Source organism: Colwellia sp. MB3u-55, from assembly GCF_014076785.1.
Classification (GTDB): Bacteria; Pseudomonadota; Gammaproteobacteria; order Enterobacterales; family Alteromonadaceae; genus Colwellia_A.
This window is the reverse complement of the sequence record NZ_JACGUS010000077.1, coordinates 1-17841: the sequence shown is the minus strand read 5'-3', so window position 1 is coordinate 17841 and position 17841 is coordinate 1. Positions and strand designations below refer to the sequence as shown.

At 36.4% G+C, this 17841-nt stretch carries 20 protein-coding genes and 1 tRNA gene; 14 read left to right on the top strand and 7 right to left on the bottom strand.

Annotated features, from left to right (window positions below; genetic code table 11):
- The first annotated feature begins 24 nt into the window (after window positions 1-24).
- From H4J66_RS04275 to H4J66_RS04265, 3 genes are read left to right on the top strand one after another with little or no spacing between them, the layout of a single operon-like run.
- Window positions 25-588 (top strand): PH domain-containing protein, encoded by a 564-nt coding sequence (locus tag H4J66_RS04275; protein WP_070376041.1) that lies wholly within the window; start codon window positions 25-27, stop codon window positions 586-588.
- Window positions 581-2179 carry a PH domain-containing protein gene (locus tag H4J66_RS04270; RefSeq protein ID WP_259369056.1) on the top strand — a complete coding sequence of 533 codons (1599 nt, stop codon included), beginning with the start codon at window positions 581-583 and terminating at the stop codon, window positions 2177-2179. Before H4J66_RS04275 ends, H4J66_RS04270 begins: the two co-directional genes overlap by 8 nt.
- A gap of 7 nt (window positions 2180-2186) precedes the next feature.
- Window positions 2187-2837 (top strand): sulfotransferase, encoded by a 651-nt coding sequence (locus tag H4J66_RS04265; RefSeq protein WP_182171042.1) that lies wholly within the window; start codon window positions 2187-2189, stop codon window positions 2835-2837.
- Between the two features lie 51 nt (window positions 2838-2888).
- On the opposite strand, the gene H4J66_RS04260 is transcribed toward H4J66_RS04265, so the two are convergent.
- Window positions 2889-3260 (bottom strand): DUF2750 domain-containing protein, encoded by a 372-nt coding sequence (locus H4J66_RS04260; protein ID WP_182171039.1) that lies wholly within the window; start codon window positions 3258-3260, stop codon window positions 2889-2891.
- Window positions 3261-3399: 139 nt separating this feature from the next.
- Between H4J66_RS04260 and H4J66_RS04255 the strand changes: the two genes are divergently transcribed.
- Window positions 3400-4599, top strand: a complete 1200-nt coding sequence (locus tag H4J66_RS04255; RefSeq protein WP_182171036.1) for an HD-GYP domain-containing protein — start codon at window positions 3400-3402, stop codon at window positions 4597-4599.
- 321 nt (window positions 4600-4920) lie between these two features.
- Here the strand turns inward: H4J66_RS04255 and secF are convergent, their stop codons facing one another.
- From secF to queA, 5 genes are all read right to left on the bottom strand, one after another.
- Window positions 4921-5868, bottom strand: a complete 948-nt coding sequence (secF, locus tag H4J66_RS04250) for a protein translocase subunit SecF (RefSeq protein WP_182171033.1) — start codon at window positions 5866-5868, stop codon at window positions 4921-4923.
- Between the two features lie 13 nt (window positions 5869-5881).
- Window positions 5882-7729 carry a protein translocase subunit SecD gene (gene secD, locus H4J66_RS04245; protein WP_182171030.1) on the bottom strand — a complete coding sequence of 616 codons (1848 nt, stop codon included), beginning with the start codon at window positions 7727-7729 and terminating at the stop codon, window positions 5882-5884.
- 96 nt (window positions 7730-7825) lie between these two features.
- The gene (gene yajC, locus H4J66_RS04240; protein ID WP_182171028.1) at window positions 7826-8161 is read right to left on the bottom strand and encodes a preprotein translocase subunit YajC; all 336 of its coding nucleotides are present in this window, start codon (window positions 8159-8161) and stop codon (window positions 7826-7828) included.
- A 58-nt stretch (window positions 8162-8219) separates the two neighbouring features.
- Entirely contained in the window at window positions 8220-9335 is a 1116-nt protein-coding gene (gene tgt / locus H4J66_RS04235; RefSeq protein WP_182171367.1) for a tRNA guanosine(34) transglycosylase Tgt, read from the bottom strand.
- A gap of 126 nt (window positions 9336-9461) precedes the next feature.
- Window positions 9462-10514 (bottom strand): tRNA preQ1(34) S-adenosylmethionine ribosyltransferase-isomerase QueA, encoded by a 1053-nt coding sequence (gene queA, locus H4J66_RS04230; RefSeq protein WP_182171025.1) that lies wholly within the window; start codon window positions 10512-10514, stop codon window positions 9462-9464.
- Window positions 10515-10752: 238 nt separating this feature from the next.
- On the opposite strand from queA, the gene aceK reads away from it, so the two are divergent.
- From aceK to rimI, 10 genes are all read left to right on the top strand, one after another.
- Window positions 10753-12486 (top strand): bifunctional isocitrate dehydrogenase kinase/phosphatase, encoded by a 1734-nt coding sequence (gene aceK, locus H4J66_RS04225; RefSeq protein ID WP_182171022.1) that lies wholly within the window; start codon window positions 10753-10755, stop codon window positions 12484-12486.
- Between the two features lie 152 nt (window positions 12487-12638).
- Window positions 12639-12715: transfer RNA gene (locus H4J66_RS04220), tRNA-Trp, on the top strand.
- Window positions 12716-12910: 195 nt separating this feature from the next.
- Window positions 12911-13183: a hypothetical protein gene (locus H4J66_RS04215; protein WP_182171019.1), complete on the top strand. Its 273-nt coding sequence runs from the start codon at window positions 12911-12913 to the stop codon at window positions 13181-13183.
- A 175-nt stretch (window positions 13184-13358) separates the two neighbouring features.
- The gene (locus tag H4J66_RS04210) at window positions 13359-13859 is read left to right on the top strand and encodes a tetratricopeptide repeat protein (protein WP_182171016.1); all 501 of its coding nucleotides are present in this window, start codon (window positions 13359-13361) and stop codon (window positions 13857-13859) included.
- 12 nt (window positions 13860-13871) lie between these two features.
- Window positions 13872-14597: a hypothetical protein gene (locus H4J66_RS04205; protein WP_182171013.1), complete on the top strand. Its 726-nt coding sequence runs from the start codon at window positions 13872-13874 to the stop codon at window positions 14595-14597.
- A gap of 3 nt (window positions 14598-14600) precedes the next feature.
- Window positions 14601-14828: a PAS domain S-box protein gene (locus tag H4J66_RS04200; protein WP_182171363.1), complete on the top strand. Its 228-nt coding sequence runs from the start codon at window positions 14601-14603 to the stop codon at window positions 14826-14828.
- A 19-nt stretch (window positions 14829-14847) separates the two neighbouring features.
- The gene (locus H4J66_RS04195; protein ID WP_182171010.1) at window positions 14848-15627 is read left to right on the top strand and encodes a diguanylate cyclase domain-containing protein; all 780 of its coding nucleotides are present in this window, start codon (window positions 14848-14850) and stop codon (window positions 15625-15627) included.
- Window positions 15628-15629: 2 nt separating this feature from the next.
- The gene (locus H4J66_RS04190) at window positions 15630-16082 is read left to right on the top strand and encodes an EAL domain-containing protein (protein WP_182171000.1); all 453 of its coding nucleotides are present in this window, start codon (window positions 15630-15632) and stop codon (window positions 16080-16082) included.
- Window positions 16083-16234: 152 nt separating this feature from the next.
- Complete coding sequence (locus H4J66_RS04185; protein ID WP_182170998.1) at window positions 16235-16585, top strand: DNA polymerase III subunit psi; 351 nt, start codon at window positions 16235-16237, stop codon at window positions 16583-16585.
- Between the two features lies 1 nt (window position 16586).
- Window positions 16587-17036, top strand: coding sequence for a ribosomal protein S18-alanine N-acetyltransferase (gene rimI / locus H4J66_RS04180; protein ID WP_182170995.1), 450 nt, complete (start codon window positions 16587-16589; stop codon window positions 17034-17036).
- 176 nt (window positions 17037-17212) lie between these two features.
- Here rimI and H4J66_RS04175 read toward each other — a convergent pair whose 3' ends face one another.
- Entirely contained in the window at window positions 17213-17827 is a 615-nt protein-coding gene (locus H4J66_RS04175) for a NapC/NirT family cytochrome c (RefSeq protein WP_182171360.1), read from the bottom strand.
- Window positions 17828-17841: the final 14 nt, after the last annotated feature.

Below are 17841 nucleotides of genomic sequence, written 5' to 3'. Positions count from 1 at the left end.
ATAAAAATAATAGGAATAGCGATTATGCAGGGCACTGAGAATATCCCAGGAACGGTTAACTTTTCAAACACAGATTTAACAAGTAACGATTTACCAAGATTAGACTCACTAAAATTTGAAATGTTATCGCCGCTTTATGCAAAAAGTAACCGCTATATCACCTTATTCATCACCCTGTTTATTATAAGTATTTTATTCATCGTTCAACTACAACACTTTATTACCTTAACTACTGCAGTAAATAACTTTGTAAGTTATGTTATTTGGGTAATAGCACTGATTGGTTTTATGAGTACCCTTTACACTATAGTTGCCGATAAAAGAAAGTTTTACGCACTTCGCCAACAAGATCTTAGTTATCAAAGTGGCGTTATTTTCCTAAAAACTGTTAGTCAACCCATGCTACGTATTCAACATGTAGAGCTAAAGCGTGGTCCTATTGACCGAAAAATAGGTTTGGCTAAACTGCAAGTTTTCAGCGCTGGTGGTGCATTGCACACTTTTGAAATTCCAGGTTTACCGTTAGAGAAAGCAGAGAGTATTCGCCAATTTATTCTTGATCACAAAGATGTTAACCATCATGGATAAATCAACACCGACGCTAGAGAGCGATGGCGAAGTAACAATTCCCCCTCTTGGCTCGAAACAAAACACCAAAGACTGGCAGCGTATATCACCTATCGCTATTATTTATTTTTTAGCAAAATTTGTGATGGGATTTTTAAGTAATATCGTCGTTTTTTTACCCGCATTATATTTAGGTTACGATAATTTTATTGCACATCCCCATTTGTGGCTACCAATAGGTTTAGCCATACTCGCCATTATTATGATCTCGACCTTTTTAAGTTTCTACTTCTTTCAGTATCGATTATATCAGGATCATATTGAAATACGCTCTGGCGTAATTTCAAAGAAATACGTTAATTTACCCTTTGCTAAAATTCAAAACGTAAAACTAGAGCAGCCGTTGTATTATCGACTATTCGGTTTTACCTGTCTCCAGCTTGATACTGCAGGTTCCGCTATGCAAGAAGCTAAAGTCGTCGCTTTAAAAGTAGACTTTGCCGAGCAACTTAAAGTAGAAATTTTAGCTCAGCATAAAATAGCCCGTTCAACAGTCGCCGATGCAGATGCAGAAACAGTTAATGACTTAGCATCAAAGGATCAAAACAACGAAACTATTTTAAACACACGCAGTATTACAGACCTTATTATTCATGGCTTAACTAACAACAGAATCTGGATTTTCCTTGGTGGCTTAGCACCATTTTTTGATGATTTTGGTCGCTATATTGTTGAATTTTTTAATGGCTTAGGTATCGACCTCGAAAAATTCTTAACGTTTGCTGATAAACCCATGTGGCAAGTTGGTTTATACGCACTAACCTTAACTTTTATTATTTTATTACCTTTTACCTTATTTTCTATCGCCGGTTCTATTATTACTTTTTACCAGTTCACCTTAAGTAAAGTCGACGATCGTTATATTCGCCGTAGTGGTCTGTTAACCAAGTATGAAGTGATCATGCGATTATCTCGCCTGCAAATGGTAGTTCGTCAACAAGATTGGCTTGATGTGATACTCAAACGAATTAACCTTAAATTTGAGCAAAGCAATAGTGCTTTAAATCAATATCAAGCGAGTGCAGAAAATAATCGTATTATTGTTCCATCAATTAATCCTAGCGAATGTTTGGCGTTGGTTAACAACGTATACCCAACTAATAAAATGATGACGGTTGATTATCAAAGCATTAGTAAACGCTTTCTGTTGCGTAATCTTGGCTATATCCTCACCCCAATATTTATTTCACTGTTAGTCTTTTTCATCACTGTTGATAAAACTAATTTATTAATGGCTATAATTCCTGGTTATTTATTTGTTGGTTTGTTAATTTTTATGCGTTGGTTTCGTTGGGGCTATGCTAAAGATGAAGATTTTATTTATATCCGTAAAGGTTATTTTGGCGTCGACTATTACTGTTTTCCTATTTTTAAAACTCAACAAGTTCAGTTTAAACAAAGTTGGTTTCAAAAACGCCACCAACTCAGTTCAATAAGAATAGTATTAGCGGCAGGCGCGCAAGATATTCCTTTTATCAAACAAGAGTTTGCCTACCAATTACTTGATAATGCACTTTACCAAGTAGAAAGTAGCCGCAAATCTTGGATGTAACTAAGATATGAACAGCACTAAAATATTCATTATCGGCTTACCTCGCACCGGCACCACCAGTATTTGTGCCGCTATGCTTGAACTCGGCTATACCGTCGCACACACAGCTTATACGCAAAAAACTTTTGATCATGCACAAGTCATCGCTGATACGCCCATTTTTGCTGATTTTAAACGTCTAGATACATTTTACCCTGACAGTAAATTTATCTATTTGTCCCGTGAGTCACAAAAATGGTTACCTTCGATTAAGCAATTACTACAACGAATGTATATTAATGTTACCCGAGATGATGGTGGCTTTAATACAATTATTAAACGCTGTTACCAAAGTACATTTTCACCATTTACCTTAGATAATATTGAAGATGATAATTTTTTATCATTATGCTACCAGCGGCATAAGAGTGAGGTTGGACAGTATTTTCTTGCTCGCCCAAAAGACTTACTCACTATAGATGTTAGCGAGTCAGACAGTTATCAGAAATTACTCAATTTTTTATCTTTAGCGCAAGGAAATGAATCGGCAAGCTTTGAGCAGCTCAATACGGGTGGCAAAGTGACCGCCTGGAAGGATTTAATCAATAAAAATAAAATAGCGTCTACCAAGAATGGTCGAATAAGTTTACTAACTTATTTAGATGTATCAGGCGAATAATAGCAGCACGTTGAGCTCTATAATAAAGTCAACATACTGCTTTTCTAAATGTTACAAAGCTTCAATTTCAGCGAGTGCTTGACTAAATTCGGCTAAATCTAACTCAACATATGTATTATCATTGGTATCACTAGTTTCTTCTTGCCAATTAATGCCAACGATAACACCGTCTTCACTAAGGTCTTCTAACCAAAATTCCAACCAGTCACTTAAGGTTATTTTAGTCGGAACATATTCCTGCCATTCATCAACACAATGCTTCTGAGCGAGTTCTTGGCTTGACCATAATGGCATAACTTCAGTGTTTTCAAAATTAATAGAATCAAGTACTACCCAATCTTCTGCTGATTTTTCTTGCAGAGCCCAGAACGATTGATTGTTTTTAACGTCGACTAAAAAGGTGCTTAAGATTGTTGAATTCATGATTATTGGTATCAATTAATTAATGAGCAGTCTTCAATTATCTCACACCATCTCATTTGCTAATATAACAATTTATTGTAAAAGTATAAAAAATAAGCAAGTATGAACGGATATGGAACAATAATAATAAAAATACTATATGACTGAAGAAGTTAGATTGAAGACGTTAAGCATTGATGAACTAGAAATTGGTATGTTCGTTACCACCGTAATGCTTAAACACAGTAAAACAAAAGTAAAAAACCAAGGCAGAGTTAATTCTCAAAGCACAATAATGTCTTTAAAAAAACAAGGCGTTACTCAAGTTATTATCAAACTTGAGTCTGATAAGGAACAAAATAAAAATTTAACAGCTAAAGAAGAGAAATTATCAACTGCAGAGTCAGTGACTTTACCTTGCTCATTAAATGAAGAATTTTCACGTTCGTGTGAAATCTATGATGATAGTAATAAAAAAATTCAGGATTTGTTCGACCAAGCGAAAAGTCAAAAAAGTCTATCACCGCAGGCAATCAGTTTGCTCGCCTCAGAGATAGCCAGCTCGGTTATTCGTAATCAATATGCCATAACTATTTTAACGCGTATTCGCCATCACTCTACCTATCAATGGGAGCATGCCACTAACTGCGCCATCTTAATATGCGGCTTTGCACTTTTCCTTGGCTTAAATAAAGAAACCGCTGAAAAAATGACATTGGGCGCTTTATTACATGATATTGGTGTTGCAAAAATACCCAAAGGCATCATTGAAAAACCAGATAAACTGACAGTTAATGAAATGGATATTGTTAAAAAACACCTTGCATGGGGACATCAGCTTTGTAAAAAAGATGGTTTTAATGATCCTATCATTATGGATATGTTGATTAATCACCATGAACGATTAGATGGTTCTGGCTACCCGAGGGGCTTAAAAAAAGAAAAACTTTCTAAACTTGCTCGTATTACAGCAATTATTGATGTTTATGACGCCGTAACAGGTGATAAAGCTTATAAAAAAAGTCAACAACCCATTAACGCGTTACGTTATTTATTAGCCGAAAAAGGCAAGTTTGATCAGCTACTTGTTCAACAGTTTATCAAGTATTTAGGTGTCCATCCGGTGGGCTCACTGGTTAAACTGTCTAATGATAAAATAGCCATTGTGGTTGAAGGTAACAGAGCTGAGCCGCTAAAACCTAAAGTAAAAACTTTTTATAGCTTAAAACTTCAAAATTATATTAATTCAAAAGATTGCGATCTTTCACTTGTCGCTATTACCATCGTTGGCTCGGCACGAGCTGAAGACCATAATATTAACATTGCTAAAGTGATACACGACATTGCCAATAAAGCCTAACGTACCTTAAATGTCCTTTTTTAGGCAAAAAAAAGCCGCGTAAGTTACGCGGCATAAAAACATTTGTAATGGAATAACAAAAGTTTGGTAAGAGCATCGCCCTTAAGAACTAGAGTAATTATACTAATAAATGATTTAATGTAAACACAGTACACTAATAAAATTCAGCATTAGCGCAACTTTATTACAAATATCATCTTAATAGTCATTAATAAGTCCTTTTTAAACGGGGGTATCAGATAATCTTTTTGATAAGACAATAAAAAGCCGAATAAGGATACTCGGCTTTTAGTTAACAACTTTTATTGTCAGCTTGATGCGTTAAGGCGTCATCTCTTCTTGATCTGCGCCTTCTTTATCAATTACTTCTGGTATTAAGTCTTCTTTAGAAATACCAAAAGCGAGTGCAACAGAGCTTGCTACATAAATAGATGAATAAGTACCAACAAAGACTCCAAACAATAACGCGGTTGCAAAACCATGAATAAGCTCACCACCTCTAAAAAACAGTGCAGCTAATACTAATAACGTGGTTATTGACGTTATAAAAGTACGACTTAAGGTTTGTGTTAACGAAATATTGATAATATCTGCTGGCCCGCCTTCACGTAATTTACGAAAGTTTTCACGAATACGGTCAGACACAACAATCGTATCATTGAGTGAGTAACCTATAACCGCCAATATCGCTGCAAGTACCGTCAAGTCAAACTCAAGTTTTAATACCGAGAACAAACCCAGTGTTAACAATACATCATGAAATAAAGCAAACACCGAACCTAAAGCGAAACGCCATTCAAAGCGGAATGCTACGTAAACGAGAATACAAATTAGCGCAGTTAACATAGCTAAGCCGCCCTGCTCTGCTAATTCATCGCCGACGCTGCCACCCACAAATTCAATACGGCGCATTTCCATGGTTTGACCTGTACCTTCTTGTAAGGCACTAAGTACTTCATTACCGAGCATTTCAACGTTTAAACCTTCGCGTTCGGCTAAACGAATAACCACATCACGGCTAGTACCATATAACTGCACTACCGCATCTGGATAGCCATTACTGTCCATTACCGCACGAATTTTGTTTAAATCAGCCGCTTTTTCAAAACCCACTTCAATTAATGTTCCACCCGTAAAATCTAGGCCAAAGTTTAATTTATTGGTCATTAAAGAAAATACAGAAGCAAGCATCAATATAACACTAAACATCAATGCTCCCTTGCGGTAACTCATAAAGGCGACAGTTTCTTTTAATTGTAAAATTTGCATAAATATCTTCGCCCTATATTGAAAGTTTGTCGAGACGTTTTCCGCCCCAAACAGCATTAACTACGGTTCGTGTACCCACAACCGCTGTAAACATTGAGGTAAGAATACCGATAGATAAGGTAATCGCAAAACCCTTAATCGGACCTGTACCAATAGCATACAAAATAAGTGCCGCAATAAGCGTGGTAATATTGGCATCAATAATGGTTGAAAATGCTGCCTCATATCCTTGATGAATAGATTGTTGAATCGACTTACCTTCACGTATTTCTTCTCGTATACGTTCGAATATAAGTACGTTTGCATCTACTGCCATACCAACTGTTAGAACAATACCAGCCATACCGGGTAACGTTAACGTTGCCCCAGGAATTAACGACATAATCCCAACAATTAAGATTAAGTTAGCACCAAGCGCTAGATTTGCTACCACACCAAAAGCACGGTAATAAATAATCATAAAAATAAACACTAAGCCAAAGCCCATTAAAATAGCTTCAAAACCAAGCCTAACATTTTCAGCACCTAATGTAGGGCCAACCGTTCGCTCTTCAACAATTTGAATCGGTGCTACAAGCGCTCCGGCACGTAATAATAAGGCTAAATTATGTGCTTCACTTTGGCTACCCGCACCTGTAATGCGGAAGGTTTTACCTAAACGTGCTTGAATAGTCGCTACTGAGATAACTTCTTCTATTTTTTCAAAAATAGTATTCCCTTCAGCATCTTTACGGTCAGTGGGTTTATATTCAATAAATACGGTCGCCATTGGCTTACCAATATTGCTTTTAGTCCCATTGGACATTTTTCCACCGCCGGCAGAATCAAGCGAAATATTGACTTGTGGGCGGCTATATTCGTCAAAGCTTGAGCCTGCATCAACAATATGATCACCAGTTAGCATGACACGTTTTTTCAATAAAACAGGTTTGCCGTCACGTTCATATAATAACTTAGAGCTCGCTGGCACTCTGCCATTGAGTGCCGCACTTAAATCGCCATCAGTATCAACGAGTCTAAATTCGATAGTTGCCGTCGCATTTAAAATTTCTTTTGCTTTAGCTGTATCTTGCACACCGGGTAATTCAATGATGATGTGTTTTTTACCTTGGCGTTGCACAAGCGGCTCAGAGACACCCAATTCATTAACACGATTACGAATAATGGTAATGTTTTGTTGCAAGGCATATTCGCGAACTTCTTTAATTTTTTCATCGGTCATTTTTGCAGACAAGGTTAAATTATCTGCATTTTCTGACATTAAAAAGTCACGGTAGCGTTTCTTCAAAAAGTCATGGGCTGTAGTTAAGTCTTCTGCATTACGAAACTGAACATTAATGGAATCATTCGATTTTTTGACACTACGGTAACGAATTTTTTCGCCACGTAAATCGGTACGAAAATCATCAACTAGGGCGTCTTGCGCTTTAACTATCGCTTCACTCATGTTCACTTCCATTAAAAAGCTAACACCACCACTTAAATCTAAACCTAACTTCATCGGTGTACCACCAACACTTGCTAACCATGCAGGTGTTGCCGGCGTAAGATTTAACGCCACCGAAAATTTATCGCCTAAACTTTCCTCAAGCAAATCACGGGCACGAAGTTGTTGCTCGGTATCACTAAAACGGACAAGTAATTGGCCATTTTCAAGCACAATACTTGAGAATGAAATATTATCTGCAGTCAAATCGCTCTTTACGCTATCAAGCGTTGTAGCATTGGCTTCAACGCCACGTAAACCTGAAACCTGCACAGCAGGGTCTTCAGGGTATAAATTAGGTAAAGCATATAAAGCACCAAAAGCGACTATAAATAGCACCATCAGTGTTTTCCATAAGGGGTATTTGTTTAGCACAAGTTCATCCTTTTTATTAACGTTCTTTTAAATCGTTGCAGGTTAGTCACAATGGTCAACTTGTTTAGCAAGTAACTAACCTACCACGACTTACAATTACAATGACTTCATTGTGCCTTTAGGTAATACCGCATTGATTGCTGCTTTTTGAAGAACAACTTCAGTACCTTCAGCAACACTTACTACGATATAATCTTTTTCGTCTGAAACTTTCACAATTTTACCGACGATGCCGCCTTGTGTTAAAACTTCATCACCTTTTGATAATGCTGACATTAGGCCTTTATGCTCTTTTACACGCTTAGCTTGTGGGCGGTAAATCATAAAGTAAAAAACTAAACCAAAAACGGCTAGCATGATCAACATTGATGTGCCATCGGCACCTGCTGGTGCGCCGGTTGCTGCGTGTGCTTCACTGATAAATAAACTCATAATTTCCTCTGATTTTTATTGTTAATAAATGGATAATTCTTTTAATTTGTGTAAATAGCTATTTTAGTTCTGGAACGGGTAATCCGCGTAACGCATAAAACTCACTCACGAAGTCGTCTAACTTACCTTGCTCTATAGCCGCACGCAATCCTTTCATAACACGTTGATAAAAATGTAAGTTATGTAAGGTATTTAATTGTGAGCCTAGAATTTCATTACACTTATCTAAATGATGCAAATAAGCGCGTGAATAATTTTTACAGGTATAACAGTCACATTCGCTGTCTAATGGCCCTGTATCTGTTTTGTGGCTAGCATTACGAATTTTAATAACGCCGTTAGTCACAAATAGATGACCATTTCGGGCATTACGTGTTGGCATAACACAATCAAACATATCAATACCACGACGCACACCTTCAACCAAGTCCTCAGGCTTTCCAACACCCATAAGATATCGGGGTTTATTCTCAGGGATCAAGGGGGTGGTGTGATCAAGAATGCGGATCATATCTTCTTTGGGTTCACCTACCGATAAACCACCGATCGCATAACCATCAAACTCGATGTCTTTTAGACCTTTAACAGAAACTTCACGTAAGTCTTCATACATGCCGCCTTGTACAATGCCAAACAAAGCTGATTGATTATCGCCATGAGCAACTTTAGAACGCTGTGCCCAGCGTAGTGATAATTCCATCGAACTTTTTGATTCTTCATGTGATGCAGGATATGGCGTACACTCATCAAAAATCATCACAACATCGGCATCTAAACTGCGCTGAACTTCCATTGAACGTTCAGGAGTTAGCATTATTTTATCACCGTTAATAGGAGAACTAAACTTAACCCCTTCTTCGGTAATCTTACGCATTTTACCTAAACTGAACACCTGAAAACCACCAGAGTCAGTAAGAATTGGCTTTTGCCAATTAATAAAATTATGTAAACCGCCAAACTGTTCAACAATTTCAGTACCAGGACGTAACATAAGGTGAAAAGTGTTGCCTAGAATAATTTCAGCACCTGTTGCCTCAACATCTTCCATTTTCATACCTTTAACCGTGCCATAAGTCCCTACTGGCATAAACGCTGGCGTTTCTACTGTGCCACGATCAAACGTTAAACGGCCTCGACGTGCTTTACCGTCAGTATTGATTAATTGGTACTTCATCTTGCTTTTTACTGGTTTAGTCACTGGTGCTACTGTTTTATCTGTCATATAGACTTTCTCCAAACCCTCTAGCGAAACAGGCTAGCGGTTGTTTATTATAAATTATTAAACGCTTTATACATCATCTTAAATATTGTAATCTTTTTTCGTTAAAAACATCGCATCGCCATAACTGAAAAAACGATATTTTTCATGCACTGCATGTTGATACGCAGACATCATGTGTTCGTAACCCGAGAAAGCGCTAACGAGCATTAACAGGGTTGACTCTGATAAATGAAAATTAGTGATTAAGGCATCAATTACTTGAAATTCATATCCTGGGGTAATAAAGATATCCGTGTCACCATAAAAAGCGCTAAGCGGTAATGCTTTATCTTTAGCCACCTTAGCAGCACTTTCTATCGAACGTACCGAAGTTGTACCAACAGCGATAACACGACCGCCATTCGCTTTTGTCAGGGCTATCTGTTGAACAACCTCGTCAGATACTTCAACATACTCAGCATGCATAATGTGGTCGGCTATTTCATCGACTTTTACTGGCTGAAAAGTACCTGCGCCAACGTGTAAGGTAATAAAAGCGAGATCAACACCCTTAGCTTTTATTTTTTCTAATAAATTTTCATCAAAATGTAAACCTGCGGTAGGTGCAGCAACCGCACCAGGTTTTTCATTATAAACAGTTTGATATCTTTCACGATCGCTGTCTTCATCAGGACGGTCGATGTAAGGAGGTAATGGCATATGGCCAATTTCTTCAAGCACGGATAAAACTGATTGATCACCCTGTATTTCTAATTCAAATAAAGCACTATGTCGACCAAGCATAGTCGCAGAGACTTTGCCTTCTAAAATAAGTTTGTTACCGACTTTCGGTGACTTACTGGCACGAATATGAGCAAGAAAACGTTTTTCGTCGAGGATCCTTTCAACCAAAACTTCAATTTTCCCCCCACTTTCTTTTTGTCCAAACATACGCGCTGGTATTACGCGGGTATTATTAAAGATAAGTAGATCACCAGCATTAAGTTGTTCAATAATATCGGTAAATCCAAGATCAAGGATTTTACCACTATTACCGTTAACAGACATTAAACGACTTGAGGTACGATCCGCTTTCGGATATCGAGCAATAAGTTCTTCGGGTAAATCAAAAAAAAAGTCAGCTACGCGCATGTAAATACCAATTAGAATATCTATTTTAAGAGAATAAAAAACGCGTAATTTTAGTGTTCAGCGCCAACAATAGCAAGTAATAACGCCGATACGGTGGCAATAAAGGGTCAAGAGACCTTAAATATAAAACAGCTTAGTATTTACCTTGTTTATAATCATCATATTGGAAACTTTATCTCCCCTTTTTGACAATTTACCGTATGCTGAGATTATCGATAAATTTATAGTTGAAAATATCATGAACAATATTTCTTTTGCTCTCGCTAAAACCATCCTTAATGGCTTTGAGCGACATATCTATCTTTTTAGTGAAATTACTCAATCCGCAAAAAAACGCTTTGAGCTCTGCCAATGGCAAGCGGTTCAAGATGCAGCAAAAAGTAGAACAGACTTTTATGATAAACGTGTTGAAGAAACACTTGAGACCATTAAAAAAGATTTTTTTGTCTCAAATCTTGACGAACTTTTATGGCAAAACGTTAAGGTAAGTTACGTCGATTTATTAAAAGAACACCATCAACCAGAGCTAGCAGAGAGCTTTTATAACTCTATCTTTTGTCATTTATTTGAACGTAAGTACTACCACAATGCTTTTATTTTTGTAAAAAGTACCGTTGAAAAAATAGAAAACATTGCCAATCCTATTATATACACGCGCTATTTGCCAAGTGAGTTAGGCCTAGAACAAACTATTGCGGCTATTATGAATAATGCCAACTTCAACATTCCCTTTGTTAACTTAGAAAGAGACATGAAAAGTCTTATAAAGTCTTTTCGCGTTCAAGCTCATAAAACACGATATAAACTTAGCGAATTGAAGTTCGATATTCTTGATTTTATATTCTATCGTAACAAAGGGGCTTATATTATTGGTCGAGTTATTTCTCCTGGCGGTGAAACCCCCTTTATTGTCCCTATTGTTAATAATGAAAAAGAAGGAAAAGCAGCAGGATTATACATAGATGCGTTATTAACCGAAGGGGCAAATATGGCGGTGGTTTTCGGTTTTGCCCGCGCTTACTTTTTTGTCGACTGTCAGCATCCCTTTGCTTTAGTGCAATTTTTAAAACGCTTAATTCCTCATAAAACCTTAGCCGATTTATATTCAGCCATTGGTTTTCATAAACAAGGGAAAACACAGTTTTATCGTGATTTTCTTAATCACCTCGACGCAAGTGATGACAAGTTTGAATTAGCTGCAGGTATTAAAGGTATGGTGATGTCAGTATTTACCTTACCCTCTTACCCTTATGTTTTTAAAATTATAAAAGATAAATTTGCCCCGAGTAAGACCATGACTAAGCAAGAAGTTAAAGGGAAATATCGCTTAGTTAAATTACATGACCGAGTTGGCCGAATGGCTGACACCATGGAATACTCTGAAGTTGCTTTTCCCAAAGACCGTTTTAGTGAAGAATTATTAACAGAGCTGCTCAATGTTGCTCAATCTATTATTCGTTTTGAAGATGAATTAATTATCATCAAACATTTATATATTGAGCGTCGTATGACACCGCTCAATTTATATTTAGCTAAAGCAAGTGATGAGGAAATTGAAGAAGCAATGTATGGCTATGGCAGCGCGATCAAACAGTTAATTGCTGCCGATATTTTCCCTGGCGACATGTTACTCAAAAACTTCGGCGTAACCCGACATGGACGAGTCATATTTTACGATTATGATGAAATAACCTATATGGATGAAGTTAACTTTAGGGTGAAACCAGAAGCGATTACCGAGGAACAAATTTACGCTGCAGAACCTTGGTACTCGGTAGCACCTGGCGACATGTTTCCAGAAGAAATTGCGACTTTTGCGTTGGCAAATACTAAATACCGCAATGCTTTTTTATTACATCATGCAGATTTGTTAGAAGCCAGTTTTTGGCAACAATGCCAAAAAAGTGTGGCTACGGGTAAATTTGAAGATGTATTCCCCTACCCAGAGGCACTTCGTTTTTGTAATAATTAATAGTGTATCTGTGATTGTTTGCTTTACCTGATAACAATTGATTTTAAAACAAACGCAATGTTGTTATTTTAAGCAAACAGTCATTTATTTCATTTTTTTTGACTTTAGCGCTTTACCTTTGCTATTGCTTGCGTATAATTCGAATCCGTTGCAGGGGTGTAGTTCCAATTGGTAGAACAGCGGTCTCCAAAACCGACGGTTGGGAGTTCGAATCTCTCCACCCCTGCCAATTCTTTTCTTAGCTATTTCTAGCTATGATAAAATATCTATCTTTATAAATCACCGAAAACTTAATAGTAACTCAGTTCTCTCAAAATAAGAGCAGTCATTATACTTATTAAAGTATAATTTATTTTTAGGTGAAGAAATAAAAATATAACCTATAATATATTTATTACTTCTAATAATATCTGACTGGAATAATTTGACACTTTTTAGTACTGTGCCCCAAATAAAATCACCCTATTTATTATTTTTTTCTTTATATTTCATAATATTTAGCACTGTTGCAACAGCGCTAACCAGCGAAGTAAATTTAGACACCGATTATCAGTCTAACCGTAATAATACGTCGATTTCATTTCAAGAAAAAGAAAGTAGCTACACTAAACTGCTTGAGCAACTAACGCCGTTTAAAAACAAGCGCTTTGAAGCACTAATTATTAATCAGTTGCATTACAATGCTATTTTTCAATGAGATACTATTAATGCTCAAAGATGGTTAGACCGCTATAAAAAAAACCTTAATCAAATTATTTCAAAAAAATCCTTATTAGCATTAAATCTTCTATTAAAAAAATCAGCTGCTTGAGTTACAAAATGATCAACAACATCTGCCAGCATTAAAGATTTCCTTGCTGTTATTTAATCAGATGAACAACCTAATAATAAAAAGAAATAACAGTCTTTTAAATGATGATGCCCACCTGACCAACTTAGATGTTGCTGAAATTAATAATTTAACCGGTATTTCGTATTTCTCAATTGGCGACTATGACCAAGCACAACAGTATTTTATTACTAGTTTGCGTTTATATGAAGACTTGCAGGCTTTACAGGGTTTCGCAGCGGCGCTTAATAATTTATCGCTAATTAGCTGGGCACAAAAAGATTTTCATGCGGCCTTAAAATATTTAGAGAGACCTATAGATATATCACAACAACTTAACGACAGTGTGCTATATATCATTAACATTTCAAATCAAGGTATCTATTATACTGATCTTAAACAGTTTGAGAATACAATCGTATCTTATAAAAAAGTGATTAATCACCCTGACAGTAAATATTTTCCTAAAGAGACATTAGGTGCCATTATTGGTCTCGCCGATGCCTACATTACAATTAATGAATTAACATTAGCAAAAAAGTAATTAGAAGAAGCGTTGCAATTAACTGCAGCAACCAAGAATAAAAAATCACAAATTAGTGCGGAAGGCTTTATTGGCGATATCTATCTACTGCAGGGAGAGCCTCTTCGAGCTTTAGCTATTTATAATCGCGCATTACTTTACTATCAAGAGACCAAACTTCAGCAACTTGAACCAGAGACCTATAAACGCATCAGCAAAGCTTATCAAGCGCAGAAAAAGTGGCAACAAGTCCTTAATTTTTATGAAAAACATACCCTATTCATTAATAAACTTAATGGCGAAGCACAGCAAAAATCAATCAGGGTTCTACAAAATCAATATAGAGCAGAAGTAAAACAGAAAAAAATCAACTTATTACAAGCTGAAAATCAATTACAAACATTAGAGTTACAGTCAGCAATAAGTCAGAGTATTGTGACGATTGTAATTAGTCTATTTTCCTTAGTCATTTTATTACTTACGGTAAATCGTCATTATATACGAAAAGAAAAAGTACGTTTAACACGTCATAATAATGAAATTAGAGCCAATGAAGAACAGTTGGCGTTATTGTCTATTGCTTTTAGGAATACGGCTGATGCGGTATGGATAAGCAATAAAGACTTCGAAATTGAAGTAGTAAAGAATGCTTACGTGACACATACCCACAAGCATAAATCTGAAGTAATAGGTCAAAAGGTAGTTTTTGCAGAAATAAATGGCCAGCCTACTGATTTATCTGAAAAATTACGCGCTTAGGCTATAGTACATGGTAGTTGGTTAGGGGAGCTTTTTGATCAAAAATCTACCGGTGAAATTTATAGTTTAGAATTAGAGATTGAAGTGATATCAAACGATAATAATGAAATCATCCATTATCTTGGTGTTTTTAGAGACATTACTGAAAAAGTAAAAATACAACAGCAATTGAGTAAGCTTGCTACCCACGATGATTTAACCAAATTGCCTAATAGAACCCCTACTGCATGAATTGATTGTCCAATCTTCTTTGAACTCTCAGCGCTCTCAAAAATCACCAACCGTATTATTACTTGATGTAAATAGTTTCAAAAAAATTAATGATACTTATGGTCATAGTGCCGGTGATGAAGTTATCTGTGAAATTGCCCATCGTTTAAGTGCGGTATTATACCCAAAAGACGTTATTGCACGTATTAATGGTGCTGAATTTTGTATTTTAGTTGAGCTTTCTGACCCTAATTATGGCGCTATCGCTGTTGCACGGAAAATACTGTCTTGTTTTGACACTGCATATGCCTTTGATGACCACCAGTTGACTGTTACCGCAAGCATTGGCATTACACGATACCCTGAAGATGCTGATGTTCCTCAAGAGCTATTAAGAAAAGCAGCGTTAGCAATCTTTGATATAAAAGCTCAAAAAAAGAATAATTATCAATTTTTTGAACAGCGCATGAACAGTGAAGTTGCAGAACAATTAGCGCAAGAACAAAGGCTACTCACAGCAATAAAAGATGAGACCTTTGAATTTTATTATCAACCCTTTGTTGATACTAAGTCTGGCTTAATTTCGGGTGCAGAGGCCTTAATTCTCTGGGTTGAAGCGGACGGTAATATTATTTACCCTGACAGTTTTATTCCTTTTTCTGAAAAGCTTGGTCTAATAGATCAACTGGATGAAATCGCAATAAATAAGGTCTTCGCTCAAGTTGCTTTATGGCAAAAACAAGCGTTATACTTTGGACCTATTGCCATTAATTTATCAGCAAAAATTTTTCTGACTCAGCAGCCCTTATTGCACTTTTAAAAGTGAAACTAAACCAATATGGCATCCCTCCCGCCAGGATAAAAATTGAAATTACTGAAGGTATGTTACTGGATAAAATAGATATCGCTATTTTAACTATGCAACAACTTAAGGCACTTGGCTTTAAGCTTTCATTAGATGATTTTGGTACAGGTTTTTCTTCTTTAAATTACTTAAAACAATTTCCTTTCGACATTCTCAAGATTGACCGTTCGTTTATTATGGGAATGCATGAGTCTTCAATTGATCAAAGTATTGTTCACTCTATTATTAACTTGGCTAATAATTTAAATTTAAGTGTTATCGCAGAAGGGGTGGAATTAAGTGAACATTTAGCGTTTCTCCAACAATTAAACTATCAGGAGTATCAGGAGTATCAAGGTTATTATTTCAGTAAAGCCATTAGTTTTAAAGAGTTAGAACAACTAGTCATGACTCAAATTAAAACGCTATAAAGTACAGTGGCTTTATCTTTAAATTTGCGATTAATTCAGAATCAGAGAATTAATACACCGTCTATATTAACGGGTATATTTGGTATTAAGTGAAAATTCTGTCATTATGTGCTTCTTACTTACGCTATGCTTTATCGCCTTAATTTATGACCATGACTAAAAGACAGTTTTCGCACTTGCAGGCTATGGGTATTGAACTTTGGCAGTTAAAGAACAGTGATAAAACGAACGATAGCGACCACCCTCTTTATCTAGACATTGAACTTGCTACATTAGTTGATACTCATATATTTACCGACATCCTGCACTCTTTAGGTTGCTCCATTGGTGAAGTAAGTTGCAATAATAACGCCTTATCGATAGGTTTATTAACTTGGCAATTTAGTGAACAGACTGATATATCACTCACAAAGCATCACTTGGTTACCCCGTCGATTAACGTTTTGAAAAATTCTCCGCTATTAAAACAAACACTTTGGCAAAAACTACAAGAAATTCAATGATATGACTTTTAGCTACCATAAAATATTAAACAACGACTTAGACTTATTAATCCCTATAGAGAATGCTTGTCACTCTCACCCATGGAGTGAAAAAACCTTTAACGGCTGTATTGGCGCGCGCTATTATGGTCATTACTTACAAGTGGACAATGAGTTAGTGGGTTTTTATATTGGCGAGCATGTCGCTGGTGAAGCAACGTTAATGGATGTTTGTGTATTACCTACACTGCAGGGCAAAGGTTATGGTAAAGCATTACTAGAACACTTTTTTATGCAATCAAAAAAACTAAACAATACCGTTATTTGGTTAGAAGTTCGGGCAAAAAACATCAGTGCTCAAATGATGTATATCAATAATGGCTTTATTGAAACTGGCAGAAGAACAGGTTACTACCCAAGTGCCTCTGGTTTCGGTTATGAAGACGCTATCGTCATGAAGAAAGTGCTCTAATATCTAATAAAACAGGCATAAATAAGTTTTCAATTAATAGAGTTCAGTAAAAATCTGCTGCAATAATTAGAGCAATAAGAGTTAAAACTATCATACACGAAACAAAATAAAGCCTCTTTAATCATGACAATTAAAGAGGCTTTTACATATCACGGATTCACGAACAAGCGTTTGAGCTATTCACAGAAAGTCAGTAAACCACCAGTTTTCAACACCTTCATGTCTGGTAATTCATGGGCGATATACTTATGACAATCTATAAAGGTTTTTTCGCCAGAAGCCAGCGCACTTGAATGCATTTTAACACTGCGATTACCTTGTCCTGAAAAGTCCATGTACTCAAAATCATGGCAGTTACGACATTCCAGTGAATCATTCTCTTTCATCCGTTTCCATTCACGTTCAGCCAATTCGCGGCGATGATCTTGAAACTTTTCTCTCGTGTCGATCAAGCCAGTAAGCATGCCCCAAACTTCTTTACTCGCCGCAATTTTACGAACAATTTTATGTGTCCATTTTTTGGGAACATGACAGTCTGGACAAGTAGCACGAACGCCCGAACGATTAGAGTAATGGATAGTTTCTTTGTATTCTTCATAAACATTATTTTCCATTTCATGACAACTAATGCAGAACTCTTCGGTATTGGTCACTTCAAGCGCGGTATTAAATCCCCCCCAAAAGATAACTCCGCCAGCAAAGCCAATAGCTAAAATAAACCATAAGGCGGCACTGCTTGGCGACTTTAAATACGAAAGTAAGCTTTTTATTTTTGATTTTTGATTTTTGATTTTTGATTTTTGAT